Below are 25,192 nucleotides of genomic sequence, written 5' to 3' on the forward strand. Positions count from 1 at the left end.
AGTTGCCAAGAACCCGATATGTCTTCGCTGCAGTGGTCGCGGCTTCTGACAGAACCGGAGTCGAGCCGGGCGCGATCTTTGACTGCAGTATGTCGGCCGCTTGAATGTAGAGTCCGCCGGCCTTACGCACGGCGTCGGCCCATTCCGGATTCTGCTGCGTCGCCGGATCCAAGATCTTTGTACCCGGAGGAAGTACGGCGAGAGTGTCGGTGGCCGCCTTATACGGGGCGTCGGAACCCAGATATCCATCCCGGCAGGTCTGGCGATCTGCCTGGGCGGTCGGTAGAGGTGCCGGAGGCGCCGGTGTCGGGGCTGGGACGGTGACCGTCACGGGCGAGGCCGGCGCCGCTGTCGAGGGGGTCGACGTATCCCTGGACTGCAGAGTGATCGCGACAGCCGCCGTGCTCGCCACAATGGCGCCTACAAGACCGGCCGCCACAATTAACGGCCATCGGTTCCGACGACGCTCCCGGTCAACGCGCTGCGCGGGCACCACGGGCGGGTATCCGGGCGGCGGAAAGGGCGGGTACCCCGGCGGGGCCGGCGGCGACACCTGCGGGGAGTTCGGCGGGAAGGCCGTATCGACTCCAAATGGCTTCGGGTTCACTGGCAAAGCCAATCCACGGCCTGCTGACTGGCCTTGAAGACCGCCACGGCGTTACCGCTAGCCGGATCTACCGACTTGTACGCCTCCGAGAGGGTCCGCAGGGCGCTGACCGTCGTATCGGCGACACCCATCAGGGTCGGGTTGGCTCCAGCGGCGATACCCGCCTCGAAGGTGTCGGCCGCCTGGCCGAACAGGTCGCCTGCGCGCGCGACCGACGCCTTCCACGCTGGGTTGTTCTGAACGGCGGGATCGGTGATGTTCATGCCGGCGGGGATGGCGTTCATCGCAGCGGCTCCGGCCGTCACCAGAGTGTCGGTGTTCTTCCAGGCGCGGCACGTTTGTGCGTCGGCCTCGGCAACTGGCAACGGTGCTGGCGCCGCCGCGGGCGCCGCGGTCTCCGTCACCGTTGATGGCGCCGACGACACGGTGTTGCTTGTCGAGGCCGGGTTGGTGACGGCGAAGGTGATCAGCGTGGCGACGGAACCGGCGACGACCGCCCCGACCGCTGCCGCGGCTGCCAGCGCAGGCCACCGCCGACGCGGCTTCTGCGGCGCCGGTGGGTACGGATACGGCGGTGCGGTAGGTGGCGCGATCGACACGTCCATCCCTCCCTCGTTAGTCCTGGTCTCCAGTGTCCTCGTCAGGCCGGCATCGTGCCGCCGGGCGGCTGCATCGGGTTAACACCTGGCATCGGGAACGTCGTGACGGGCTGTTCGTAGGTAGGTACCGCTTCCTTGTCCTGGCTCTGCAGAACGGTCGGCCCCTCGGCGAGCGCACCGGACTGCTTGGTGGCCCAGGTGCTGTCGGTGGCATCGACCTTGGAGCGCAGCAGCTCCGCCTTTCCCGACACTGCGGCCAGCGCGATATCGAGCTGCGACATCGCGGCGGGGATCGGCGGCGTGATGGTCGGGATGACGCTGGCAGCCAGCGTCTGACCGGCCTTGGCCGCAGCCTTGTGAAGCTGGTCAGTCTCGATGTCGAGCTTGGATTTCGCGCCCATAGAGGCCATTGTCCCAGGCCCGGACGACATTGGGAACCGCAAAAAGCCCTAGACCCTGGCCGCTGGAGGTGTTGCGTGCAGGGGCAGCCAGCGAGGCGGAGATCGTGCATCCCATAGCTCAGCCGGGCATCACAGGACGGGGGTCGCGCCTATAAATGAACTGTGGGGATGCATTTGCGTGTGGCAGCGGCGGCACTAGGCGTTCTGGTAATCGCAGGATGTAGCACCAGTCCCAGCCACCCAGCCCCTTGGCCAGGCAAATTCTTCTCTAACACCCACACGATCGACTTCTACGATCAGACCTACAACATCGCCGACGTCAAAATCCTCTGTAGCCAGGATGACGCTGGGCTGAAGGTCGTCATCACTGCGCCGGACGGCACCCAGGTGACAGCTGTACGGCCCAAGGATGGATCGCAGAGATCGAACGTCGACGTGGTCGGAGGCGATCACGCGGCTCAGACGCTAGTGGACGGAGCGGTGTGGAAGAGCCAGGACGGCGAGTGGGGATTCGAGGGTAATCCGGACGACACCGAAAGCCACTCCGTCTTCTACCTGCATGACGGCGCAGCTATCTGTCCGGCCCGTTAGCGGCGGCTTCGACGCTCGGCCCGTGACTCACCCGTGTGCGCGTGGGGCGCACGACGCCTTGTAGGCAGGGGCAGGGGCAAGCAAGCAATGTCGCCAAGCAGCGGGACTCACCCGTGTGCGCGTAGGGCGCACCACGATCAGCGCCAGCCGGCGGCCGGCCGGCCGGGCCGATCGTGATACGGGTTCGACTCACCCGTGTGCGCGGGCGCGTGGGGCGCACGCTAGCTGACCAGTGTTAATGGACGCTGATCCGCAGTCTTCGGATGATCAGTCGATTGCTCGGCTGAGGTGGCCGCACCGTGGTGGTGCGGTCTTCCCGCGTCAGTGACCTGGCGTCGCCGGCCCACTGATGTGGGGGCGGGCGCTCGGCCTCGGCGGGCGTTTTGCGTCTCCTCGGTGTCGGGGGTGACGGCCACCGCGTAGGTGGCGATGTTGATGGCCGCGTTGACGTCTCGATCGAGGTCGAGGCCACATTCGGCGCACCGATATGCACGCTGAGACAAACGGAGCTTGGTTCTCGCTCCGCAGGTCGAGCATGTCTGGCTGGACGGGTACCACCTGTCGCAGACCGCGATGGTGGAGGCGTACCAGCGAGCCTTGTAGTTGAGTTGGTGGCGAAGTTCGCCGGGGGCGGCGTCGAGAATGGCGCGGTTGAGCCCTGCTTTGGCGCGCACGTTGGTGCCGGGCTGGTCGATGGTGCCGCGCGCGGAGCGCGTCATGCCGAGGACGTTGAGGTCCTCGATGGCCACGGTCGCCCAGCCGGTGGCGAGTCGTTTGGTGAGGGTGTGCAGAGTGGTGGCGCGTTGCTCGGCGACTTCGTGGTGCCGGCGACCAACGACGGCTGCCGCGCGTCGCCGGCGCGTTGATCCCCTCTGGGTGCGGGAGAGCTTGCGTTGAGCTTTGTTGAGGCGGGCCCGTGCGCGGTCGAGGTGGCGAGGGTTGTCGATGATGTCGCCGGTCGAGAGTGCCGCGAGGTGGTGGACTCCGACGTCGACGCCGACCGTGCCAGCCTTGCGCTGCCGGCGGGTCGGCGCTGCAGTGATCGCTGCGGGGGTTTTGGTGAGGATGCTGGCGTACCAGCGATGTCCACCGCGGCTGATGGTGACGGACTGGATGATGGCGCCACGGTCGAGTGCTCGGCAGAGCTTCTTGGTGGAGTCGTGGACGCGCAGCGATCCGAGGCGCGGCACGATGATGCGTCGGTATCCGGTGTCGGGGCGGATCGACGGGTTCTTGACGTCGTGGTGGATGCGAAACGAGTCGCGTGAGCGGTGCTTGGTTTTGAACCGCGGCCGGCTGACTCGCTGGCCGCGGCGTTTCCCGGTGATCGAGTCGAGCCAGTTCTTCCAAGCGGTGTCGACGTCGATCATTGCGGATTGGAAGGCGTAGGTGGAGACGGTGTGCCACCACGGGCAGTCACCGTCGAGGTCGGTCCGGTTGTCGCCTTTGGTGGCGTTGAGGGCCTTCTGGATTGCCGGCTTGGTCGGGATCTTCGGTGCCTGTGTGGCAGCGACTTTCGGATCTACGCCTTGCTCGACGAGCGTGGTGATCGTGGCCTGGCGCGCGTCGAGTGCGGCGAACTTGGCGGCGAGCGCGTGGTTGTAGGCCCAGCGGGCGGCGCCGGCGTGTTGGCGGCACTGCTGTTCCTGGGTCGGCGTGAGGTCGAGCGCGAACCGGTACGCGCGCATTTCGACGTCGCCGGTGGTCATGGTTGGGACTGTAGAGCGGTAGTGCGACACGGAGCCCAATTCGCAGGCGCTGGCGGCGCGCTTTGGGGGGTGGCGAGTCTCGGCGCGCCGGCGGCGCGCAGGGGGCCGGTGCTGGCGCACCGTGGCGCAGCGCGCCAATGGTGGACGTCGTGACCTTCCCGTGATGCAGGCTGCATCACCGGCCGAGTGATGTGGGCCCTGGGGAGTCAGTCGGCGGGTGTCGGGACTGCGCGATATCCTGAGCGACAGCAAACGGGCATGTCGGGATTCAGCGGGGAGAAATGCGGCGCCGCAAAGTTGAGCAGCGTGGCCACTGAGAACATCGACCATCTTCGCTGGACGCTGGACTGGGTGATCAACGAGGTGGCCCGCACGGGTGAAGAGGTCATCGTCCTGGACCGTGACGGCACGACCGAACGCGCGGTGATCATTTCGATGGCTGACTACGAGCGTCTGCATGAGCACGCCGATGATGTCGAGGCGCGCCAACTGCGCGCGGCCGGCGGCGGGGGTTAGCGGTCGCGGCTGCTGGCGAGCTTCTGGACTCGCTCATCAACAGGGCGGCCTGTCTTTTTACTGGCGGTGACGGCGGCGCGGGCAGCAGCTTGGCGGACGGTGAGGCTACGGCCGGTCTTGGGCTTCTGGGGGGTGCTGTCGTTGGCGTTCGTCGTCATCGGCACTCCCCTCTTCTGTCTGGTCGCCTAGGGCGGTGTGTTCCCCGATGACCTGGACGATATCGGAGTCTCCGCGTGTGGCCAGTCTAGATTCCAGCAGCGTATCGAGCATCTTCCAGCCGAGAGCTGCTTCAGTGTCGTCCGGGCTGAAGGTGCGCTCGAAGGCCCCAGGTGACGCGGCGCCACCATTCGCTGCGGCGGTCTGCGGTGTTCTTCTGCCACCACGTGATCAGCACGCCGGTTGTCGCGACCAATCCGACGATCAACGTCACCCACGCCTGTGCAGGCATTGCCGTGTCCTCCGCTGCTCGGCACCTACTGAAATCCGTCGATGGAGACAGTAGAGAGCGGGGGTGCAAAAACGCACGCACAACAGCTGCGCCGCAAAAGGCCAGTTCAACGCCCATACACTTTGCGGGGCGGTGTGAGCGGTGGGTGCGAGTTCCGGCGTCAGCGGGGCGGTGAGCGGAAACAGTCGATCGAGCAGTAGCCGGCCGCCGTCGCGGGGTGGGCGAGGTCGCGGTGGCATGTGCGGCAGCTGGCGTGATGTTGGCAGGTGCATCCGGTGGGCCAGGAATGGTGGCAATCGGCGCATTCCAGCGGCAACGGGACGTCGACGTAGGCCGGCGCCGGAGCCCGCCGTGTCACGCGGCGTCGCCGACGCCGAAGGTGCGGGTCCCGATCCAGGTGAGCCGGTCGGGTGGGATGCAGCTGGGCACGGTGATCTCGGGGTAGCTCGGGGTGCCGGTGGTGTGCTCGATGCCGGCGAGGTTGACCTCCCAGAGGTCCCACACCGGGTCTTCTGCGGCGAATCCGCCGCCTTCCAGTGCTTCGCCGGACATCCACCAGGCCAGGGCGGGTGTGGGTGCCAGGCTGATCCAGGGGTTGCGGTGATCGTCCTCGACGCCGTTCACGGCGGGCGTCGCACCGATGATCAAGCCGCGTCGACGAATTGACGCGCGCCGCGTGCTCGGTGACCAGTGGAAGGCGATCGCCATGACCGCACTTTAAGTGCGAAGCGGGACACGGAGAGGATTCCGCTGCGAGGTCCAGTTTTAGGCGGCTTCGTCGCCGTCGGCTGCGGTGTTGAGGGCGCCAAGAACGGCGTCGAGATTCGGTGCTGTGACGACGATGTCGGCTACCGCTTGGAGGGCGGGTTTGGCGTTGAAGGCGATGCCGAGGCCTGCGGTGGTGAGCATGTCGATGTCGTTGGCGCCGTCGCCGACTGCGACGGTGCGTGCGATCGGCACGTTTGTCTGGGCGGCGAACTCGCAAAGTGCGGCGGCTTTGGCGGCGCGGTCGACGATAGGGCCGGTGGTGCGGCCGGTGAGCTTGCCGTCGACGACTTCGAGGTGGTTGGCCTTGGCGTAGTCGAGTTCGAGGTGGGCGGCGAGGCCGTCGATGACTTGGGCGAAACCGCCTGTGGCGACGCCGCAGTGGTATCCCTGCCGTTGCAGGGTGCGGATCGTGGTGTGCGCGCCGGGGGTGAGGGTGAGGTTGGCGGCGACGTCGTCGAGGACGGCGGCGTCTAGGCCAGCGAGGGTGGCGACGCGGGCGTGAAGTGCTTGGGCGAAGTCGAGTTCGCCGCGCATGGCCGCTTCGGTGATGTTGCGGACGTGGGTTTCGGTCCCGGCCTTGGCGGCGAGCATTTCGATGATCTCGCCTTGGATGAGCGTGGAGTCGACGTCGAACATGATGAGCCGGGCGGTGTCGTGTTCGGCGTGGGTGTGCATGGCTTCGCTTCTCAAAGTTGTGTGGGCGGTGTGTCTTTCAGACTGCCGCGGCTGTCCAGTGAATATCGGTGCGCTCTGGGTTAGAGGGTATGGCGCAGGTGTGACATCGTGGCCGATCACTCAGCGGGCGAGCTGTTTTCGGCGATGTAGTCGCTCTTGGTGTAGGACCGGCCGGCGGCGCGGCGGCGTTCGGCTTCCTCGAACGCCTGTTGGGTGGCTGTGTTTCCGGCGTGGGTCCGCACGTGCAGGAACAGTTCGCGGTCCATGGCGTAGACGCCGGGGATCGGGTTCTGGAGGTGGCGGGCCAGCAGGTCATGCGGTGGCTGCGGTTCGGGTTCGCCGGCGTCAAGGCGGCGCAGCGCTTCGGTGGTGATGGCATCGCCGGCGGCCTGCTCGGTGTCGGCTGTGACGTGCCAGCTGACGCCGGGAAGTTGTGCGCGCCAACGGTTGTCGTCGGTGCGGGTGATGACGGGGCGGAAGTGGGTGGCGTAGCGCTCGTAGAGGGCGGTGAGGTCCTCGCCGGCGGGATTCTCGGTGGTCATAGGGGTCTCCTGGTTACGGGAAGTCGGGCCAGTGGCCGGTGAGGTCGACGGGACTGAGCCAGTGGAAGATCATGCCGCCGGGCAGGAATTCAGAGCATCCGAAGCCGCCGGCGTTGATCTCGGTGCAGATGACGCGGCCCTCGGGTGGCGGGATGTGGCCGGGGCCGCCGAGGTCGAGCATGGTGGCGGCCGGAGCCGCGTAGTCGCGGGCTCCCTGGAGGTCCTGGTCGCGGTAGGCGGCGGCGTGCTCGGTGAATCGCTGGCTGTACTGCCCGAAGTTAGCGGCCTTGGCGTCGAGGGCGGCTTGCCTACGGGCCAGGCCGGCGACGACGCCGACGGCGAGGGGATAGCCCATCGGGCCGTGGGTGGCGATGATGCGCTGCACTTCCTCGACGGCTTTCGGCCCGATCGCGGCGGCGCGCAGCTGCAGCTCGGCGTAGTTGTCGGCGGCGCGGAGCAGGTCGGCGGGGTTGACGTCTAGATGCGCCATGGTGGGCCTTCGGGCGGGGCGGGTAGCGGTTGCTGTCCACGGTAAAGGCGGTGGCGGACATGTGGGGCTGTGGTCGCTGGTGTGCGCGGAAGGGTGGCCATGCTGTCGGTCATCGGCTTATGCCCCTGCGCCTGGGTCGTAGTCGAGGATCTGTTCGCGGTCCTGCTTGGTGATGGGGTGGCCGTCGTTGAGGAGTGGCCACACTTCGGTGGCCATGACGTTGAGCAGGTCTTCGGTGCGGGACTGCGTGAGGTTGATCTGCGCCTGGAGTGCGTACCGGATGGCGTCGATGCGGCTGGGCAGGTGCAGGCGCTGCATGAGGTCGTCGGCGAGGCGGATGACCTCTTCGTCTTCGACGGTGAGCGGCATAACTGCAACGGTACCGCACTTGGTACCAAATGCGGTACCATTTAACCATGCCCGCCCTGAACGTCCCGTTTGACGACACCGAAATGGAAGCGCTGCGTGCTGCTGCCCAGCAGTCGGACCAATCCCTCAAGGACTACGTGCACGACGCCGCGATGCAGCGGGCTGACCGCCACAAGGAACAGGTAGCAGCGGCGGCGAAACTCGTCGCGCAGCGCTCGGCAGAGCTGAACCGCAGGCTGCGTGACGAGTGACGACATTTCTGGACCGCGATGACGTCCTGTGCGCCGCTGCGGCGGCACTCGACGGTCTGCCCGAAATAGCCGACTACGGGCTGCTCGATGCAGCGGTCGCACGGCCCAGCGCAACGGTGTTCGGACTAGATGCTTATCCGTCGCTGCTCACGAAGGCCGCGGCACTACTGCATTCCTTGGCTCGCAACCACGCCCTCGTCGATGGCAATAAGCGCACCGCGTGGGCTGCGGCGTGGACGTTCCTGACGATCAACGGCGTGGAGTTGTCTGCAACCTACGACGTCGACGCCGCGGAGCAGCTCATGCTCGACGTAGCTACGGGTGTACAGGAATCGGTCGACGAAATAGCCAGCGCGCTAGAAGGATTCGCGGCATAGCTCCGGCCACGCCAGGGCTATTGCGGTGATGCAGGCTGCATCACCGGTCACGCTTGGCGATGCGGCATGACCTCGTCGGCGTGGATGGCGATGGGGAGGGGTGAGGCTTGAATCTGCTGCCACAGCAGAAGGTTCGTCTCGACCGCCGCGTCCGGTGATTCGACGTCGGCGCCGGCGTCGACTAGGAGTCGGGTGAGGGTCTGGGCGAGGTCTTCGTCAGTGTCGGTGGGCCGATACCGCTTGCATGGCAGTGGCCAGACACCCCCGAGGCTGTCGCGGAAGAACGCGGCACCTTCAGCGAGGTAGGCCTGACGCAGCACACCGCGGGCCGGCACGGATACCCCGCACGTCACGATCACGGTCTCCCCCAGGCTGACGATCCAGCAGTCCGGCCAGTCCGGGTCGACGTGAAAACCAGTGGGGGCCAGGTGATCATCGGGGCCGAGTTCGACGGGAAGCATCGACAGGGCGAGTTGGTAGCCGATCTCGTCGCGGCGTGATGTGCTGGCAGGGCGGAGCCGGGTCAGCCATTCGTCGACCAACGGGTGCTGCCGGTTTGTCGGCTTGATGACGTAGGTCAAGTGCGCGACCGGATAGCCGCCTGCGACCGTGGCGGCGCGGGCGGCAATGAGCGGGTTCGGTACCCGCTGGTGCAGGAACAGCGCCGCCTCGCCGGGCGTGCGGGGTTGCGGGGTGCTGTCGTTGCCGATGGCGGGGAACGCGGCGTGGGTCAAGCCAGGAAACGGCGCGTATTGGTCTCTGCCGCCGACGAATTGGCCGCACAGGTCGTGCTCGATGGTGCGGATCATCTTGGCGATCGTGTGGCGGAGTCCGGTGGAGCTGTCCGGGGTGAGGATGTCGAGCAGTGCGGCCGGGTCACGCTCCGCGGTGGCTGGTGTGATGGCCAGGGGGTCGTCGCCTGGCCGCCACATGAGCATCGCGTCGCGTTCCCGCAGTCCATGGGGCCACCACGGCAGGTCCGTGCGCAGCAAGTTGGCGACGTCGCCCCAGACGCAGCGTTCGACGCCGGCGGGTAGATCGTCGTCGCCGCCACCGAGGACAACGGGTCGGCCGTCGGCGACCCACACTGCCGGCTGCACCCCGCGATTGCCGGTTGGTGCGTCATCGCCGGTGGGAATGGCGACAGCACTGGCCCAACTCAAGTGTCCGAGAAGGCGTTGCGCGGTCTCGGGATTGGTGGCCCCTGGGCAATCGCGGACCGGGTAGCCGACCGCGACATGGCCGCGGCCGTCGGACGGTTCCCAGGCGTGCACGACGAACTCTTGGCCGCCGGCGCCGACCTCGACGCTGGTGGCGAAGAGCATCCGTGCCGGCCGTCGCGGGGCGTCGGGCACCGGAAAGAGGCGCGGCATGAGGCCGAGAGTGCCGCGTGGGTCGGCGGATTCGTTTACCCACTGGAAGATGTCGGCGTAGCTCCACCGCGTCTCGTTGTGCAGGCGTGGTGGGTAGGCGTTCAGGAAGTCGTGCAGCAGCGGCCGGGTCCGTTTGTCGAAGCTCAGGATCTCTCCGATGCGTTCGGCGCTGAGGTCGCGCCGGAACCACCGCGAGTGCGACATCCACTCGCCTGGGGAGACCAACCGCATGCTCGTCCTTCCGCTCAGATCCGAGTATCGCACCGCTTCGTGACAGATGGCCGCGCCGAATATGACCGGGTACGTACGTCTCGCCCCGGCCTCGGAGACCCGCACAGTGTTACGTCACGTGACAGTGGGTCTCTGCGGGGTGTCAGGAGCGGCTGCGCCCGCGTAGCCACCGCACACCGACCACCAGGAGCACAACGAGCACAACACCGATGACCAACGTCGGGGCGAGGCGAAACAGCGAGTGAGCCACGTCGCTGCCAGTTCGCCACGCGAAGCCACGCATCAGGGTGTCGACAAGGCCACCACCACTGCCGTGGTGAGAGGTGGCAGCCCAAGCGTGCTGGGTGTCGGGAATGACGGTGTGGCTCACGGATAGCACCTTTCGTTGTGGGATAGCGCGACCGTAGGTGGGCCGCGAGACACCGCCGCCGAACGGTCAGCAAGCTCCCAGCGGCGCGGCGCGGCCAAAAAGTGATCAGGGGATTGCGCACCGTGACCGCCCGGCCAGGCAAACTTGTACACATGGTGTCGGTCGGGTCCATCGTTGCGGGGTACCGCATCGAACGCGTGCTGGGCACCGGCGGGATGGGCACGGTCTACCTGGCGAAGAACCCAACCCTGCCGCGCTACGACGCACTCAAGGTCCTCGACGCCGAGCTGTCCCGCGATCGCACCTTCCGGGACCGCTTCATCCGCGAAGCCGACATCGTCTCCGCCTTCGACCACCCCAACATCGTCTCGGTGTACGGCCGCGGTGAAACCTCCGACGGCGAACTGTGGATCGCCCTGCAATACGTCAACGGCACCGACGCCGAGGAAGCGCTGCGCTCGGGGAAGATGACCCCGCGCCAGGCCATCCACATCGTCACCGAGGTCGCCAAGGCCCTGGACTACGCGCACCAGCGCAACGTCGTGCACCACGACGTGAAGCCGGCCAACCTACTGCTGGCCCACGAGGACGGCGCGCTCGACCGGGTGCTGCTCACCGACTTCGGGGTGGCGCGCCCGATCGACGACACCGACCGCGCCATGGATGGCGCGTTCACCGCGACCCTGGCCTACTCGGCGCCCGAGGTGATCACCGGCGAGTACGCCGACGGCCGGGCTGACCTCTACTCCCTGGGCTGCACCTTGTTCCGGCTGCTGACCGGTAAGCAGCCGTACTTTCAGGCTGACGACGTGGTTGGCACCATCCGGGCGCACCTGCAGCAGACCCAGCCTTTGGTGTCTGACCACCTGTCGTGGGCCACCCCCGACGTCGACGCGGTGATCGCGAAAGCGCTCGCCAAGGACCCCGCCCAGCGGTACACCTCCGCGCGGGAGTTCGCGGCAGCGGCCGCCGCCGCAGTGCGTGACGCCGCGGCTGCGCGCCAGGCCGGTGTACCGGTGCGCCAGAGCGCGCCGCCGGCTGGCGAGGGTGCGCCAGCGCCGTACCGGGCCGCTCCGGAACCGCCGCCGGCCGGCCAGGCGCCCTACACCTTCACGCCCTCCCCAGCGAGAACCAACTCGAGCCCGCCCGCCGCGCACTCACAGCCGCTACCGACGCCGGAGTCGTCCGCGTCCCCGGCTGAGGTCCCACTAGCGGCGGCGGAGCCCGAGGCGTTGCCGCCGCCGGCGGAGGACGGGCAGAAGTTCAGCGACCTGACCGACTTCCGGTCGACGATCAAGCCGCGCCGGCAGCGTCCCCAGTTGCCGAAGGCCCCGAGGCTGTCCCCGGTCGGCTGGCTGTGGACGGCCGCAGCGGTCCTGGCGGTGATCGCCGCTGTGCTCATCACGGTGGTGATCAACAGGTTCTCCACCAGCTCCACCGAGACAGCCTCGTCGTCGACGAGCGCCACGGCCGCGGCGGGCCCGGACTACACGGCCCAGCTGAGGAAGCTGCTGCCCGCCGGCTACCCCGCCGGGGCTTGCACCCCGGCTACCTCGACGCCGGCCGGTGCCCGCGCCGCGGTGTCCTGCACGCAGAACACCGACCCCGGTGGGCCCGCCTCGGCGACCTACACGCTGGCCCAGGATTCGGCGGCGCTGCAGTCTGCCCTCAACGCGGTGATCACCACCTCGACGCAGGTGGTCTGCCCCGGCAACATCCAGTCGCCAGGCCCGTGGCGTCGTAACGCCAACCCGACCGTGCCGGCCGGAACGCTGTACTGCGCGACCACCGGCGATCAGGCGATCGTCGCCTGGACCACGGACTCAGAACGGCTGCTCAGCGTCACCCGTGCGAACGTCACCACCATGGATGACCTGTACCGATGGTGGACGTCGCACTCCTGAGCCTGTGAACGAGGGCAGTTCCGCCCTGAATTCCTGTGAAGGTATTCATCGTTTCCATCCTGGCCATCCAGACCCTGCTGTTCCTGGCGCTGGCGTTCTACACCGTCCACACCACCGGCAGCACCGACGGACTGGCCGACATCGCCAACTCCAAGCTGATGTGGATCAACGCTGCCGCACTGGCCGTCGCCGCCGGGCTGCGCCGCAAGTAGGACGGCGCTCATGTGCACACCGGCAGCCGGACCTCCGCGGGCTCCACCGCGCGCTCACCCTTGAACGAGGGATGCCGTAGCCAGCGACCCTCGACGTACTCGCGGTACGCCACCTCGACGACCAGACGCGGCTCCACCCACCGCACCCCCGGCACCTCGATCGGGTTGCTCACCGGTGAGGTGGCCCGCCGGGTCGGATGCAGCTGCGCGTAGAGGCGCCGCCGGGTCGAGTCGCTGAACCCGGTGCCGACCTGACCGCACGCCACCAGGTCCCCGGCCGCGTCGTGACCGGCGACCAGCAGCGAGCCCACGCAGCTGCGGCCACCGGGCCCGCTGGCGCACCAGTAGCCCGCTACGAGCAGCTCAGCGCTGGCCCGGTATGGGGTCTTGCGCCAATGGGGGCTGCGCTCCCCCGGTGTGTACGGGGAGTCGAGTCGTTTGGTGACGATGCCTTCCATGCCGTGCGCGGCGCAGGCCTGCAGCGCATCGGCGGGGGCGACGCCGAGCATCGCGCGGGGCACCGTCAGCACCGGTGACTTGTCCACCACCATCACGGTGTCGAGCAGCTCGCGGCGCTGCCCATACGGGGCGTTGGTGAGGTCGCGCCCGTCGAGCTGGATGATGTCGAAGGCCAGCATGCGGACGGGAACCTCACGCAGCAGCTGGGCGCTGGGCCGGCGCTGCTGCGGCCAGCGGCGCTGCAAGCGGGTGAACGATGGCCGACCGTGGGCGTCGACGGCGACGATTTCGCCGTCGAGCACCATCGGGCGATCACCGACGGCTGCGGCGACGCGGGACAGTTCCGGGAAGCAGCTCGACACGTCGAGGCCGTTGCGGGAGAACACGGTCACCCTGCCGTTGGCCAGCAGGAGGGTCGCGCGTTGGCCGTCGAATTTCACTTCGACAGCCTGGTCGTCACTGGCCGGGGGTGGGGTGCCCAGGGTGGCGAGCATCGGCGCGAACGCGGGATCGCGTACGGCGAGCTTGCGGCTGGTGGACACGTTTCGACGGTACGCGCGAGACCCGACGGTGCCGCTTCTGTGACCGGGCGGTGATGCAGCCTGCATCACCTGCGAATGTGATGCGCCCCGGCCGTCAGGGGGGAGGGACGGCCGGGGCGCGGACGCGCCCCAGGGGGGAGGGGGCGCTGAATTTCACGCTAACAGCGTTGATGGACACCGCGGCCCGGCGAAAACATGCGGAGAAACGCGAAAGCCGGGCGACCAGCAAAACGTGCTGGCTCCCGGCTCCACTTCCCCGGCTCTTCACCGAGACGCACTGATCTTAGCGCTTCGCTGTGGGCTCGTACCAGCTTCGCGGTGTCACCCAGGCTGTTGTTGCGTCGCGGGTGCGAACCGTCGAGCTGCCGCCGAAATGGCCGAGCGTGATGGGTGAAAACCGTTGAACGCAACGGAGGTCTGGTTGCCTTTTGTGACCAGCCAACCCGCGCCTGGTCGAGCAGCAGGAAGGTGTGCGGCCTCGACGGTGCCCAGCAGCCGGCGGGATTCGGCCTCGGTGGCGGTTCTGAGCACGATATGACAAGTCGTGTTGTCGAAAAGCGGTCGCGGTGAACTGATTCTGGACGTAGAGGCCAGCAGATGCACCCCGAGGGCGCGCCCCTTCCGGGTGAGTACGTCGAGGGCGTCGAGGAGCGTCGGGCGACTTCTGTGGAGGGTATAGACGTCGTCGACAACGACGATGAGGAAGGGCAGCGCGGGCAGGGTGGAGTTCGGTGCGGCGTGGGCCTGGTGGTAATCGCTGATGGTGTCGAACGGTGCGCCGTTGGGGCCGGCGTCGGCCAGGATGCGCGTGCGTTCGGCGAGGACGGATCGGATGGTGTCGACGAACTCGGTGGCCGAACGGTCAACACGTTCCAGGTCGGTGAAGCAAGCACGGACATGCGGGAAGTCGGCGAAGGTGTCGGCGATGCTGTGCTTGCGGGGATCTCCGAGGATCAGCTGCACCTCGTCGGGTGAGTGCCGGATACACAGCGCAAAGATCAGACTCATCAGCGCGGTCGATTTGCCGCTGCCTGTTGTGCCGGTGATGAGTCCGTGGGGTCCACTGCCGCCCTCGTGTTCGTCGCGCAGGTCCAGCCAGATGGGCGTGCCATCGGGTTGAAGGCCGGCCGGGATCTGGAGGGCGGGCGCTGAGGGGCCCAATGAGGTGGTTTCATCCAGCAGTTTCAGCAGTGTGGCCGTTGGGGTGGCGTCCGCCGTGTCCGCTCGCTGATCGTCTACCTGGCGGCGTGCTCGGGTGTAGGAGTCGCCAGTCGCTTGTTGGTGTTTTCGTGCCTTGCGCTTGAACGCGTTGTCGTCGGTCATCGCGAATTGTTCTCCCGTCCAAAGGTATCCGTTGCGGCGCAGCCCACATCTGCGGTGCAACGGTCTTCGGTTGGGTGTCGCGGAACCCCGTGGGTCTTGTCCCGTAGGTGGTGCGAACCGATGTGGGCGATTCGTTCCGATCGGGAGTCAGGCCGCCGCGGGCGGCACACCAAACAGTGTAGGGGGCGACTGGGACACCCGAGGGCACCTAACTGCCGGCAGCACCATCGGAGCCAATGAACTGAATTTCCGACATTGCTACGGAGGTGACGTCATCGGCTTTGGGCGCGGCGGTTTCGCTTGTGGGCGTGACAGGTTGTGGCGGGTCGGAGGTTTCAGCGACGCGGATGAGTAGTTTGCTGACGGTGGCTGGCGGGTTGAGTGCGACGAAGCGCCAGTCGCGGGCGCCGCCGGTGTCGATGGTGACGGGATCGCGGTGCAGCTCGCGCGGGAAGTAGATCTCGAGTTTGGTGACGATGCGGTGCTTGGACCACTGGTCGGTGCCGTCGGGGGCGGTGGCGTCGAAGCCGCCGATGATGCGGATTTGGGTCAGGGTTACCTGTCGGCCGAAGTCGACTTGCAGCTGCTGGCCGTCCTGATTCTTGGCGCGGGTGCACACCCAGGCGGTGTTGAAGTCGCCGTCGAAGGCGCGGTTGGCGTCGGAGTAGTTGGCGTCCTTGGGGCAGACGTCGGCGGCCTTGACGCCGTTGAGGATCTGATCACGGTTGAGCGGGGCCTGCGTGGGTGGAGGCGGGGGCGCGGCGACTGGGGTGGTCTGGGTCGGCTTGGGGCTGACGTCGGTGGTGACGAAGTTGACGAAGGCGAGCGCGATCAGCAGGACGACTACGGCGCCCACGGTGAGGATCGCTACGCGCAGTCGGTTTTCGCGCGGGACTCGGTTGTTGAATGCGCGGCCGCCGGCGGCTGCGGCCCGGCCGCCGGCGCGCACTCCGCGGCTGAGCAGTCCCGGCTTTTTGGGACTGGCGGTGGCGTCGCGGAGGTCGGTGTCGTCGACGTCGGGTGTGGTGCCGCGTCGGGCGGGCCGGGTGGTCGTGCGCGGGGCCAGGGAGGCGAGGATTAGGCGCCTGTTTTCCCATCCGAGGTCGGGCTGCAGGTCGTCGTCGGGCATGGTCACCGCGTCTCGTCGTTCAGGTCGATGATGTGCAGAATTTCGTCGGAGGCCTGCTGGCCCATCGTGCGGCGGGGCAGCGCCGGGCGACTGTAGTCGGGGCGCGGCATCACGTTCGGCACGAGCGGGGTTTGGCCGTAGAAGTGGTAGTGGTTCACCTGCGTCAGGGCAGGCGTTGCGGTGGTGGTCTTTGGTGTGCGGGTGGGCTGGTGGCGTCGGCGGCCGCGGCGGTGGGCGGCGAGGCGCATGATTCGGCGCAGCAGCGGCCAGAAGAACCACAGCCCGAGGCTGAGCACCACGCTGTAGAGGCCGGCGTTGTACGGGTCGGCGTGGAGGAGTTGAACCGCGGCACCGGTCATCAGTGCCGCGGCGATGAGGGCGCGGATCACGGTGACTCCCTTCCTGGGCTGACGGTGGTGATGTGGTGGCCGGCGGCGGCGCTGGCCAGCTCTGGGTCGTAGGTGACGAGGGTGCGCAGGCGCGGCCCGGCGCTCAGCGCGGCGGCGATGTGCAGGGCGTCGACAGTGCGTGCCGGCGCGGGGCGCAGGGCGATGGCGGCGTCGAGGAGACGATCGGTGACTCCCACCGCGTCGATGCCGGCCAGGACGTGGTGGGCGTGCTCGGTGGCCTCGGTGGGGAGGCCGGCTGTCATTCGCAGCAGGTCGGCGCGGGTCAGTGCGCAGCTGATCCACCGGGTGTCGGTGTGCGCGCTGAGGTAGGCGGTCAGCGCCGGGGTTTCTGGTGTCTGGGCGATGAGTCTGATCATGGCGGTGGCGTCGAGGTAGATCACCGGTCGCCCTGCTGCTCGGTGGTGGATGCAGCGGGGAGCCGGTAGGGGCGGGCGGGACGGGCGAGGATGTCGGTGACGCTGGTGCGGGCGGGGGTGACTTCCTTGCTGGCGACCAGTGCTGCCCAGGAGTCGTAGACGGCGGGGATCAGCTGGGCGACGGGTTGGCCGTTGTTGGTGATTTCGATGGTCTCCCCGGCGGCGACCTGGCGCAGAAGCATGCTTGCATTCTGGCGCAGGTCGCGGACACCGTAACGTTTCATGTAGCACACTGTACCCCCGCTGTAGCACACGGTGTACACACCGAGGTGGCCCGGCTCCGGGATCGGCGTCACCAGTCGTTCCGGTGTGAGGGGCCACCGATGCTGCGCCGACAGGTGGAGCGGCGACGTACAGAGGGCCGGTGACGGGTCAATGAGCCAACACATGCGGAGCCCGTCGCGGTGGGCATCGGCGGAGCTGGCGCACCCGTGGCGCGCGCTGGCGAACCCTGGTACGACGATGTCGCGTTGTGGGCGGAGGGCGACGCTGCGGGGGTTGTGGCGATGAGCCGTGGGGTGTCTGGTGGTGGGGTCGCCATCGGCGGTGGAGCACGATGGTGCGGCTGTTGTCGCGCCCCGAATGTGAGGCCGCACTGGGAGCTTTCGACGGGCGATTCGGGCGCTGAGTTCGGCCCGTGCGGGGGCATGGCGCGCGAATGAATGCGGGCCTCCGGGGGCGTCGCGGTCGACCGGCAGACACTGTGCTCCGAGCCCCGCCAGCGTCGCACTCCGGAAGACTCACACGCCGCTCTGATCGTGACGCTGGAGCGTGCTGGCGCGGCGTGGAGCGCCGTTGCGGTGGGCGGTCCTACTGGCGTGTCCGTTGGCGGTCGAGGGCGCCCCGCAGGGTGGCGATGTCGGGGTGCTGAACGTAGACGTCCCATGCGCGATCGAGATCGTTGAGGTCGGCGCCAGGCGCAAGGTCGAGGCCGAGTTCGGTGAGTCGGCTGGGCAGCTCGTCGCGGCTGTCACAGAGGGTGTAGATGGGCCAGTGATCGGTCTTCGGCGCAGCGCCGGGATCGGCGCTGTCGGCTTCCGACCAGCCGGTGAGAGTGATGCGTCCGGTCTCGTCGGCCAGCAGCCACAGCCCGTAGTCCATGTAGAGCGTCCCCTTCTGCATCAGCGGTGCTCGATCGTGTCGTCGTGGTGAATGGGCATGAGCTTCTTCCTGGTTAGACGAGCTTGTTGATTTGGTTGACCATGTACCGCTGGATGATCTGGGCGCCGGTGTGTCCGGCGGGGTCGAGACCGGTTGAGGTGTAGCTCTCGTGGAAGCCGCCTTTGATGAAGTCGGCGTAGTGCTTGATGGCTGAGGCGACGTTGGCTGCGGAGAACTGGGAGAAGGTCGGTCCGAACATCCCGGTGGATTGCGTTCCGACGCCTCCGGTCGCGACGCTGATCGCGTTGAGGACCGCGGTTACCAGGTCACCGAAGTCGTGGGGCTGGGCCAGGCCGGCGCCTACCGGTCCGAATCCGCTGACGTTGATGGTGGTGGCCCGATCCTTCATTTGCGACAGCGTGGCGGCCACGGCGGTCGCATTGCTCGCGATGCTCGCGATGGCAGCCGGGATGGCGGCCCAGGATCGCGAAGCGACCAGGTTGATGACGGTGTTGACGGCGTTGACCACGACCGACGCCGCGCCGGCGACCTGGGGGCCGGCCAGCCAGAACAACTGCTGGGCAAGAGCCTGGGCGAATGCGACGCCGCGCTGGACGAGGTGCGGGATCAGGTTGGGATCGTTGACCAGAGCGAGGATCTGGTTGATGGCAGCGACGGCGGGGGCGATGAGCCCACCCATGAAGATGGTGGCGAGCTTCTGTGCAGAGCCGGCAGGGTCGGACGCGTCGAGCTGGGAGCCCAGGTGGCCGATCATGCGCATGACCAGGTCGCCCTGGGGCAGATTGCAGTAGAAATCCTGGGGCGCACACACCGAGATCAGGCCGTTGCGCTGGGTGAGGGAGCCGAAGCCGCCGGAACGGACGCCGGCGAAGCCCATGCCGGGATCGCTGAGGCCGATGGTGGGCTGTCCGATGGGCGATTGGGAAGGGTCGGCGACCAGTCCGACGCCGAGGAGCTTGTTGGCGGGGATCACGCCGCGGTTGTGGCCGATCGCAGCGGCGACGTCTCCGGCTACGTCGGCGCCCTGGCTGTATCCGGTGAGCAGGAACACCGTCCGGGGGCAGGCCGCGGACACGCTCTTGAGGCGGGCGTTGGTGGCGTCGATCCCGGCGTCTTTGGAGGCCTTGTAGCCGCCACCTTCGGTGCCTCCGACGATGGTTGCCGGGTAGGGCGTGTAGTAGGTGGCCATCCGAACCGGCGCGTGTTCGCGCAGCGGTTCGAGGATGGTTCCGAGCACGCCGACTGGCTTGTTCGGATCGGCCTGGGTGCTGGTCTGGGTAGTGCCTGGGACGGCGATCGCTTCCACCGCCGGGCAGCTGGCCGCCAGGGCTGAGGGCGCGGAGTGCAGCAGCAGTGTGGCGCCGACGGACAGCACGGTGACCGTGGCGGCGATCCGGCGGCGCGGGGTCATGCGGCGACGGCCTCGTCGACGTAGGCGCACAGCTTGCGGATGGCGCGCTGGGCGCGGCGCTCGACAGCGCTCACGTTGGCGCCCAGGGCGCGGGCCGCGGCGGCGGGGCTGAACACATCGGAGTTGAGGTACAGCGCGCGCAGGGTGTCGTGTTCGAGGGCGGTGATGATGCGGCGGTCACGGGCTTGCTCAAGCAGCGTGGCGGTGTGGTCGCGGTCGGCGCCGAGATCAGGCCGGTCCAGGACGGCTGCGTGGGGGTCGACGCGGTAAGCGGCGGCGGGTGAGGTCGCTTCGGGCCGGGCCTTGAGGACGCGCTTGAGGGTTTGTCCGTAGAGGTAGCGGGCGGTGAGGATCTGGGGTTCGGCGGCGGTGCGGATGATCTCGAAGAAGATGCGCAGAGTGTCGTTGTCGCGGGCGTCGGGATCGCTGGAGCGGTAGCCGTCGGGATCGGCCATGGCGGCGATGCGGCGCAGAGGGTGGCGCATGAGGACGGCGGCCATCAGCAGGGCGTGCTGATCACCGCTGCGCGCATAGCGGGCGAGCTGTGGGAGCGCGGTGGAGACGGTTTCCATGTGGGCGCAGATGGCCGCCGGCGAGGGCGGGGGCTGCTTGTGCAGCATCTGCACGAGGGTCACGGCGGGGGTGAGGTCGCCGCGCCGGGGCTGGGTGAGAAGACGGTGGGCGTTCTCGGCGAGGTGGTCCCAGGTGTTCATCGGAGTCCTTGGCGTCGCGGGGTGGTGACGCGCTTATGGAATCCGTCTGGGTTGTTGCAGCGGTTTGCAGTGGAGTTGCCTAGGGGCTTGTCAGAGCACCTGAAAACATGTGACCTGGCTCACTATTGCTGTGTTCGACGTGGCGGTTTGGTGTTGACAATGCGGTTGTCAGGCAATGGGTGTGCGGTGTAGCCGCGACGTTGCTGTGCATTGCTGGCGATGCGCGTGATGTGGCGCGCGGAAGCGGGTGTGGTGCGCATGCGGTGCGTGCGGAGACGCGGTGGTGACGTCGCGCTGCGATACGTGGGGGTTCTGGGCGTATTCGCCCTGGTCGCCGCGAAGCGCATACCTGGTGATGCGGTCGGCGAATAGTTGTCGAGCTAATTGATATGAGGGGGGGCGCTCGGCTTTCCTCCCTCGTTCCTCAGTCGAAGCCGAGCGTACTCCCCTTGTCAAGCGTAGTAGCGAACATATGCGGCGCATATGCGCGTATGCGTTATCAATTCGTTACCTATGCGGTTGTCGGGTTTCGGGGTGTTTAGGGGTCATAAGAGGCCGCTCCAATGTCCACCGATCCCGAGAGGCCCGCTCATGGCCCAGCCGATCCGCCGCAACGCCAGCGCGGTACGCGCTTACTCCGACCAGCTGCGCGTCCTGATGAGCCACCTGGCGGCCGACCCCCTCAACGAGGACCTGTCGGATGCTCTGGTCACCCACATCGTCGAGCGCCGGCAGGCCGCCGCTGCACTGCTTGACGACCTCCAGGACCGCGCGCTGGGGGTGTCATGCTGACCCACCCGCTGCACCGGATGCTCGATGGAATCTTCCTGCGGGTCAGTGGCGGCGACACCATCCGAGCGGATGAGCTTCGGATGCGTGTCACCGGTTCGCTCATGGCGTTCGTCTTGGTCAGCTATATCCCGCTGATCGCGGTCGTCATCGTGCTGGCATTGAACCGTCCAGCGGCGGTGAACGAAGCCATCGAACGTGACCAGCTTTCGGCCGTCGAGGCGTACGCCATCCACTACGTGGATGTGTACCTCAAAGACCCGTCGAACAGTGCGGCTATCAAGCAGTTCTATGACGGGGAAGTGCCCGCTTCGGCGTTGCCCGCCGGCGGGCGTGCACTACGCGCTTCATCGGCTCTACCCGGCGTCGTTGTCGACGGCTTTCAGACGTACTCGGTGGTTGTCGACGCTGAGATTCCCAAGGCTGCCAACTCGTCGTCCATGGTGTTCATGCGCCTGCAGGTCGACGTGTCAGCTGACCGCAAGAACTTGTTCAAAGCGTTCACCCTTCCGCACGCTCGACCCGACCGACCGTCGGGCGCTCCGGTAGAACTCGCAACGCAAACCTCAGTATCCGAGGATCGTCCGGTTTACAAGACGGTTGACGGGTTCCTGGCCGCCATGTTGACGGGCCAGGGAGACATCACCCCGTACGTGTCGGCCGGGTCCGGTTTGACGGCGGCGAATCCACCGCGATTCACCACCATGGCGATCGAGCGAGTGCAAACAAACTCAGACCTCGCTACCGCCCAGGACGTCCCCGCGAAAGCCGATCACGTCGAAGTGACCGTGCGCGCCACCATGCAAACCGCCAGCGGGGTGCTGATGCCGATGGACTTCCCCCTGGTGATGTCGGTCGCCGGGGGCCATTGGCAAGTCGACCGCATCAACGACGCGCCGAGCATCGTCGCGCCCTCTGACTCGGGATCGACGTCGACCCCAACCACCACCACATCCACCCCGACAACAACCCCGCAGAAGTACATCAACAGCACTCCGGAAGGGAGCTAACAAATGATCAACCATCTCGCCCCCATGGTCCTCGACGGCACCGCCGCAACGGCCGCCCAGCACGTCTCCTACGTGGCCGCACCGATCTGGGATATCGGCGCCAACATCAAGAACCAGGGCATCACCTTCGCGGTCTACATCCTGATGGGTGGCACCGCACTCGTAGCGGCATTCATGTACTTCGTCGGACGCAACAAGACCGGCGCACTAAAAGCCGTCGCTATCGGTGTCGTGCTGATCGGCATCGTCGGCGCATTGCCATCTCTCGGTGTGATCTCCAAAGACACCATCACCGGTCTGACAAACAGCGGAACGCGATAGCCACCGATGCCCGCCGACCGCCACACCAACCGGTAAGGACCGACCGCAATGTTCGTCGCCAAGTGGTACACCCGCGCCAGCCGAGTGCGCATCGTCATCGCCAAGTTCGATGGGCGATGGAAGCTGCCCGGCGGGCCGTACCCCATCCCCGAACTGGTCGCGCTCGTCGGCGGCATCTTGGTCACCCTGTTCCTGCTCCCCCGACTCGGTCAGCCGCTGATGACCGCTGTGGTCGGCCTGGCGGCCACAGCGATAGCGGTGGGCGTGATGCGCAAGATGCCCTACTCCCCCGTCAAGTTCGGCACACGCATTCACCGGATCTACCGGCTCTACACCAGCCCGGTCAGCATCAGCGGGGGTGACGACACACACGCGCTCAACACGGTGAGCACCGTGCGGCCACAGATCGAGATTCTCGACTGGACCGAGCCCGCCAGTCCCTACGCCCGACAGCCGCGCCACCAGCGCACGCCCAGCGAGCCAGACCTGTTCGCCGCGACGCCGGATACCGATCCCTGGACCGATGCTTTCGCGCCGCAGCGCAGCTCCGCATCCGATCTGTTCGCCAGCTGATCTCAGAACCCGACCCAAGGACGCTCACTCCGATGGCCAATCCACTCGATCAAAGCCTGCAACCCACCGTCTCGGTGTTCGGCAACTTGCGCCGCATGCGCGACGGGTCCATTTGGGCCGACTACCGCATCACCGGCCTGCCGTACGGATACACCTCTGACGAACGCAAGTACGACACCCTCGTACACCACAAGAACCTGTTCCGTGCGCTGCCCAACAACGCCGTCATCGCCGGTCGTATCGCCGCGATGAACCCAGACGAGATCGTGGCCCGCGCCATGGCCGGAACCGACGTCAACTCCCGGCCCATGTGGCGAGAGGAGTGCGAAGGCAAGCACGACTTCTTCTCCACCACCGTGCGCGCGACTGAACGCATCTTCACCGTGTCGTTTCCGGTGGTCGATTCCGACGTCGTCACCGACCTCACCGGATGGGGATCAGCGAGCCGCCGCTCCAAGGAACGCGACCGCACCGAGATGGCTAAGGCCGCCGATCTCGCCTCCGCCATCGTCACTCGGCTGCCTTCGGTGTTCGGCTTCGAGCCGTTGACCACCGCCCAGATGGTGTGGCTGTGGAACCGGGCACTGTCGCGGGGCTCGGCACCGGAGGTGTTCCCCACAGCGGTCGCCTCCAACGTGTCCTCGCCAGCGGGGGCCTTCGCGATGGCCGAGTTCGACGAAGGTGAACGGCGCCGGGAGGGCAAGCGGTGGAGTCCCAGCAGCTTCGCACCGCTGGTGAAGATCACCCAGCCCGGCCGCATCGGAACCACCGAGTCATGGCAGACACTGCTGGCGATCGAAGCGCTGCCCCTGGAGGGGCTGCAATTCCCCGGCTCGGAGTTCTTCACCATCGCCGATCGCGTCGCCGGATTCGACGTCGACTGGGCTGTGCGCATCAGCAAGACCAGCCGCGAGCAAGCCATCGCCCGCAACACCAAGAACCTGCGGCGGCTCAACGAGCAGGTCGGTGAACGCGACACCGAGATTTCCTTCGCTCACGACACGCTCTCCGAACAGGTGATGCTGCTCGGTGAATACAACGGGCACCTCGAAGGCAACGACGACGAGATCGAAGTGTCGCTGTGCCCGATCTTCGCCGTCGCCGGCACGACACGCGCGCAGTGCGAAGACGGTGCTCTGAAACTGGTGCAGGCCTTCGAGCGCAACCGCATCAAGGTGGTTGCCCCGCTCGGCGGGCAGCGCGAACTGTGGGCCGCGATGAACCCCGGCGGAGTCAACTTGCGTGCCGTCGACGACTTCTCTCACGTCACCATCAGTGAGTACGCCGCGGCCAGCGTGCCATGCGCCACCAACGACGTCGGCGACGTCAGCGGACCGATCTTCGCGCTGAACCTGTCGGGTCGACGCAACCAACCCGTGCACCTGGAGTGGTTCCGGGAGGCCTCACGCGGGGCATCGCCCTCGGTGGCGTTCGCGGGGGAACTGGGTGCCGGCAAGACCTGGGCGATCTTGACGATGATGTTCCAGCTCGTCGACGTCGGGGGCCAATTTCTGGCCATCGACCGCACCGACCAAGGCGAGTACGCCGCCCCGGTGTCGACGCTGCGCAGCTCGGTGGTCGTCGACATGCTGCGGCCGCGGTGGTCGATGGATCCGCTGCGCATCTTCCCTGCCGACATCAGCGTCGACAAAGCCGTCGATCTGCTCACCCCGCTGTTTGGCTGCACCCCGGACTCCCCGCAAGGTCTGACCCTGGGTGAGCTGCTGCACCCCGAGCGCGGTGTGCGCTCAATCCCCGACATGCTGCACGTGCTGCAACGCGGCATGGACGACGGCGGCATCGACGGCGGCGCCAAACCGCTGCCCGCCGGCTGGGCCGAGCTGCACCGCCTGCTCGGGTACTGGGCGACCAAGCGGTACGCCGCGGCCCTGATGGACCCCAACCTGCCGCCGCTGAACCTTGACGCCGAGGGCATCGTCATCCGCACCAACCGCGTCGAGGTCCCGACTGCCGAGGAAGTTGCCTCCGGCGATCCGATCGACCCCAGCAAGATCTTCGGCCGCGCCATGTACGGGCTGTCGACCGAGATCGGCCGCCAGGCGTTCGGCTCCAACAAGCGCCGCATGGGTGCGGTCGTGATGGACGAGGCGTACCACGTCACCTCGACGCCGCGAGGGCTTGCCAGCGTCACCCGCATCGTCCGCGACGGCCGCAAGGACAACACCGCGCTGATCCTCGGCAGCCACGACCCGGTGAGCGATTACCCCGCCGGCACGGCCCTGGACCTGATCCCGATCCGCATCGTCATGCGACACCGAGACGAATCACTGGCCCGGCGCTCGCTGAAGTGGCTGGGCATCGACCCGGACAAGAACCCGCACATCGTCACCGACCTGACCCGCAACACCAGCCCGAAAGGCAGCAACAACAAAGTCATTCCGGGCCGCGAAGGCGAGGGCTATCTGCGCGACGCCCGCGGCGCCATCGGCCGGATCAAGGTGCTGGGCCCCTCGTCTCCGATGCGACGCGAAGCGATGAACACCACTCCCCCCGAACAGGCCGACGTCGCATGACCAGAAA

General features: G+C 67.2%; 31 protein-coding genes and 1 pseudogene. 11 read left to right on the forward strand and 21 right to left on the reverse strand.

What is annotated here, in order from left to right:
• Positions 1 to 603: 603 nt before the first annotated feature.
• Positions 604 to 1,212: a hypothetical protein gene (locus tag MYCSM_RS34425; protein WP_015298164.1), complete on the reverse strand. Its 609-nt coding sequence runs from the start codon at positions 1,210 to 1,212 to the stop codon at positions 604 to 606.
• A 35-nt stretch (positions 1,213 to 1,247) separates the two neighbouring features.
• Positions 1,248 to 1,607, reverse strand: coding sequence for a hypothetical protein (locus MYCSM_RS34430; RefSeq protein ID WP_015298165.1), 360 nt, complete (start codon positions 1,605 to 1,607; stop codon positions 1,248 to 1,250).
• A gap of 168 nt (positions 1,608 to 1,775) precedes the next feature.
• Here MYCSM_RS34430 and MYCSM_RS34435 point away from each other — a divergent pair, with 168 nt between their 5' ends.
• Positions 1,776 to 2,198, forward strand: coding sequence for a hypothetical protein (locus MYCSM_RS34435; RefSeq protein ID WP_015298166.1), 423 nt, complete (start codon positions 1,776 to 1,778; stop codon positions 2,196 to 2,198).
• A gap of 221 nt (positions 2,199 to 2,419) precedes the next feature.
• On the opposite strand, the gene MYCSM_RS34440 is transcribed toward MYCSM_RS34435, so the two are convergent.
• Positions 2,420 to 3,907 (reverse strand): RNA-guided endonuclease InsQ/TnpB family protein, encoded by a 1,488-nt coding sequence (locus MYCSM_RS34440; protein ID WP_015298167.1) that lies wholly within the window; start codon positions 3,905 to 3,907, stop codon positions 2,420 to 2,422.
• Positions 3,908 to 4,213: 306 nt separating this feature from the next.
• Here MYCSM_RS34440 and MYCSM_RS34445 point away from each other — a divergent pair, with 306 nt between their 5' ends.
• Positions 4,214 to 4,423 carry a type II toxin-antitoxin system prevent-host-death family antitoxin gene (locus MYCSM_RS34445; protein WP_198345152.1) on the forward strand — a complete coding sequence of 70 codons (210 nt, stop codon included), beginning with the start codon at positions 4,214 to 4,216 and terminating at the stop codon, positions 4,421 to 4,423.
• Here the strand turns inward: MYCSM_RS34445 and MYCSM_RS37970 are convergent.
• The 7 genes and pseudogenes from MYCSM_RS37970 to MYCSM_RS34475 all read right to left on the reverse strand — a co-directional run bounded on the left by MYCSM_RS37970 (position 4,420) and on the right by MYCSM_RS34475 (position 7,715).
• Positions 4,420 to 4,581, reverse strand: coding sequence for a hypothetical protein (locus tag MYCSM_RS37970; protein WP_015298169.1), 162 nt, complete (start codon positions 4,579 to 4,581; stop codon positions 4,420 to 4,422). The two genes, MYCSM_RS34445 and MYCSM_RS37970, sit on opposite strands and share 4 nt — an antisense overlap.
• Before the next feature lie 131 nt (positions 4,582 to 4,712).
• On the reverse strand, positions 4,713 to 4,871 hold the full coding sequence (locus MYCSM_RS38660) for a hypothetical protein (protein ID WP_232425905.1): 159 nt from the start codon (positions 4,869 to 4,871) through the stop codon (positions 4,713 to 4,715).
• 354 nt (positions 4,872 to 5,225) lie between these two features.
• Positions 5,226 to 5,579 carry a hypothetical protein gene (locus tag MYCSM_RS34455; protein ID WP_015298171.1) on the reverse strand — a complete coding sequence of 118 codons (354 nt, stop codon included), beginning with the start codon at positions 5,577 to 5,579 and terminating at the stop codon, positions 5,226 to 5,228.
• Positions 5,580 to 5,636: 57 nt separating this feature from the next.
• Positions 5,637 to 6,284: pseudogene (gene serB / locus MYCSM_RS34460) on the reverse strand (phosphoserine phosphatase SerB); the annotation flags it as partial.
• Positions 6,285 to 6,430: 146 nt separating this feature from the next.
• Complete coding sequence (locus MYCSM_RS34465; protein ID WP_015298172.1) at positions 6,431 to 6,856, reverse strand: hypothetical protein; 426 nt, start codon at positions 6,854 to 6,856, stop codon at positions 6,431 to 6,433.
• A 13-nt stretch (positions 6,857 to 6,869) separates the two neighbouring features.
• Positions 6,870 to 7,346, reverse strand: a complete 477-nt coding sequence (locus MYCSM_RS34470) for a type VII secretion target (RefSeq protein ID WP_015298173.1) — start codon at positions 7,344 to 7,346, stop codon at positions 6,870 to 6,872.
• Positions 7,347 to 7,463: 117 nt separating this feature from the next.
• A complete protein-coding gene (locus MYCSM_RS34475; protein WP_015298174.1) occupies positions 7,464 to 7,715 on the reverse strand; it encodes a type II toxin-antitoxin system VapB family antitoxin in 252 nt (83 codons plus the stop codon).
• A gap of 47 nt (positions 7,716 to 7,762) precedes the next feature.
• On the opposite strand from MYCSM_RS34475, the gene MYCSM_RS34480 reads away from it, so the two are divergent.
• Together MYCSM_RS34480 and MYCSM_RS34485 are read left to right on the forward strand one after the other, a co-directional pair.
• Entirely contained in the window at positions 7,763 to 7,966 is a 204-nt protein-coding gene (locus MYCSM_RS34480; protein WP_041316222.1) for a hypothetical protein, read from the forward strand.
• The gene (locus MYCSM_RS34485; protein ID WP_015298176.1) at positions 7,963 to 8,343 is read left to right on the forward strand and encodes a type II toxin-antitoxin system death-on-curing family toxin; all 381 of its coding nucleotides are present in this window, start codon (positions 7,963 to 7,965) and stop codon (positions 8,341 to 8,343) included. The genes MYCSM_RS34480 and MYCSM_RS34485 overlap by 4 nt, the downstream gene beginning before the upstream one ends.
• Before the next feature lie 47 nt (positions 8,344 to 8,390).
• On the opposite strand, the gene MYCSM_RS38665 is transcribed toward MYCSM_RS34485, so the two are convergent.
• The gene (locus MYCSM_RS38665; RefSeq protein WP_015298177.1) at positions 8,391 to 9,947 is read right to left on the reverse strand and encodes a hypothetical protein; all 1,557 of its coding nucleotides are present in this window, start codon (positions 9,945 to 9,947) and stop codon (positions 8,391 to 8,393) included.
• A 142-nt stretch (positions 9,948 to 10,089) separates the two neighbouring features.
• The gene (locus MYCSM_RS34500; RefSeq protein WP_015298178.1) at positions 10,090 to 10,317 is read right to left on the reverse strand and encodes a hypothetical protein; all 228 of its coding nucleotides are present in this window, start codon (positions 10,315 to 10,317) and stop codon (positions 10,090 to 10,092) included.
• Positions 10,318 to 10,469: 152 nt separating this feature from the next.
• On the opposite strand from MYCSM_RS34500, the gene MYCSM_RS34505 reads away from it, so the two are divergent.
• On the forward strand, positions 10,470 to 12,221 hold the full coding sequence (locus MYCSM_RS34505) for a serine/threonine-protein kinase (protein ID WP_015298179.1): 1,752 nt from the start codon (positions 10,470 to 10,472) through the stop codon (positions 12,219 to 12,221).
• A 35-nt stretch (positions 12,222 to 12,256) separates the two neighbouring features.
• Positions 12,257 to 12,433, forward strand: a complete 177-nt coding sequence (locus MYCSM_RS37645) for a hypothetical protein (protein WP_015298180.1) — start codon at positions 12,257 to 12,259, stop codon at positions 12,431 to 12,433.
• A gap of 8 nt (positions 12,434 to 12,441) precedes the next feature.
• Here MYCSM_RS37645 and ligD read toward each other — a convergent pair whose 3' ends face one another.
• The 9 genes from ligD to MYCSM_RS34550 all read right to left on the reverse strand — a co-directional run bounded on the left by ligD (position 12,442) and on the right by MYCSM_RS34550 (position 19,958).
• Complete coding sequence (gene ligD / locus MYCSM_RS34510) at positions 12,442 to 13,434, reverse strand: non-homologous end-joining DNA ligase (RefSeq protein ID WP_015298181.1); 993 nt, start codon at positions 13,432 to 13,434, stop codon at positions 12,442 to 12,444.
• A gap of 321 nt (positions 13,435 to 13,755) precedes the next feature.
• Positions 13,756 to 14,757, reverse strand: a complete 1,002-nt coding sequence (locus tag MYCSM_RS34515) for an FtsK/SpoIIIE domain-containing protein (RefSeq protein WP_015298182.1) — start codon at positions 14,755 to 14,757, stop codon at positions 13,756 to 13,758.
• Between the two features lie 208 nt (positions 14,758 to 14,965).
• On the reverse strand, positions 14,966 to 15,886 hold the full coding sequence (locus MYCSM_RS34520; protein ID WP_015298183.1) for a discoidin domain-containing protein: 921 nt from the start codon (positions 15,884 to 15,886) through the stop codon (positions 14,966 to 14,968).
• 2 nt (positions 15,887 to 15,888) lie between these two features.
• Positions 15,889 to 16,275, reverse strand: a complete 387-nt coding sequence (locus MYCSM_RS34525) for a hypothetical protein (RefSeq protein ID WP_015298184.1) — start codon at positions 16,273 to 16,275, stop codon at positions 15,889 to 15,891.
• The gene (locus tag MYCSM_RS34530) at positions 16,272 to 16,676 is read right to left on the reverse strand and encodes a PIN domain-containing protein (protein ID WP_015298185.1); all 405 of its coding nucleotides are present in this window, start codon (positions 16,674 to 16,676) and stop codon (positions 16,272 to 16,274) included. The genes MYCSM_RS34525 and MYCSM_RS34530 overlap by 4 nt, the downstream gene beginning before the upstream one ends.
• Positions 16,673 to 16,936, reverse strand: a complete 264-nt coding sequence (locus MYCSM_RS34535; RefSeq protein WP_041316263.1) for a type II toxin-antitoxin system Phd/YefM family antitoxin — start codon at positions 16,934 to 16,936, stop codon at positions 16,673 to 16,675. Before MYCSM_RS34535 ends, MYCSM_RS34530 begins: the two co-directional genes overlap by 4 nt.
• Before the next feature lie 586 nt (positions 16,937 to 17,522).
• Positions 17,523 to 17,834: a hypothetical protein gene (locus tag MYCSM_RS34540; RefSeq protein ID WP_015298187.1), complete on the reverse strand. Its 312-nt coding sequence runs from the start codon at positions 17,832 to 17,834 to the stop codon at positions 17,523 to 17,525.
• A 52-nt stretch (positions 17,835 to 17,886) separates the two neighbouring features.
• Complete coding sequence (locus MYCSM_RS34545; protein ID WP_015298188.1) at positions 17,887 to 19,245, reverse strand: cutinase family protein; 1,359 nt, start codon at positions 19,243 to 19,245, stop codon at positions 17,887 to 17,889.
• Positions 19,242 to 19,958 carry a hypothetical protein gene (locus tag MYCSM_RS34550; RefSeq protein WP_015298189.1) on the reverse strand — a complete coding sequence of 239 codons (717 nt, stop codon included), beginning with the start codon at positions 19,956 to 19,958 and terminating at the stop codon, positions 19,242 to 19,244. Before MYCSM_RS34550 ends, MYCSM_RS34545 begins: the two co-directional genes overlap by 4 nt.
• A gap of 591 nt (positions 19,959 to 20,549) precedes the next feature.
• Between MYCSM_RS34550 and MYCSM_RS34555 the strand changes: the two genes are divergently transcribed.
• Genes MYCSM_RS34555 through MYCSM_RS34575 form a run of 5 tightly spaced genes read left to right on the forward strand, consistent with a single transcriptional unit; the run spans position 20,550 to position 25,185 of the window.
• A complete protein-coding gene (locus MYCSM_RS34555; protein WP_015298190.1) occupies positions 20,550 to 20,750 on the forward strand; it encodes a hypothetical protein in 201 nt (66 codons plus the stop codon).
• Complete coding sequence (locus tag MYCSM_RS34560; protein ID WP_015298191.1) at positions 20,744 to 21,757, forward strand: conjugal transfer protein; 1,014 nt, start codon at positions 20,744 to 20,746, stop codon at positions 21,755 to 21,757. Before MYCSM_RS34555 ends, MYCSM_RS34560 begins: the two co-directional genes overlap by 7 nt.
• 3 nt (positions 21,758 to 21,760) lie before the next feature.
• Entirely contained in the window at positions 21,761 to 22,078 is a 318-nt protein-coding gene (locus tag MYCSM_RS34565) for a hypothetical protein (RefSeq protein WP_015298192.1), read from the forward strand.
• Positions 22,079 to 22,126: 48 nt separating this feature from the next.
• Positions 22,127 to 22,651, forward strand: a complete 525-nt coding sequence (locus MYCSM_RS34570; RefSeq protein ID WP_015298193.1) for a hypothetical protein — start codon at positions 22,127 to 22,129, stop codon at positions 22,649 to 22,651.
• Between the two features lie 32 nt (positions 22,652 to 22,683).
• Complete coding sequence (locus MYCSM_RS34575) at positions 22,684 to 25,185, forward strand: ATP-binding protein (protein WP_015298194.1); 2,502 nt, start codon at positions 22,684 to 22,686, stop codon at positions 25,183 to 25,185.
• The last annotated feature ends 7 nt before the right edge of the window (positions 25,186 to 25,192 follow it).

The organism is Mycobacterium sp. JS623, from assembly GCF_000328565.1.
Taxonomy (GTDB): domain Bacteria; phylum Actinomycetota; class Actinomycetes; order Mycobacteriales; family Mycobacteriaceae; genus Mycobacterium.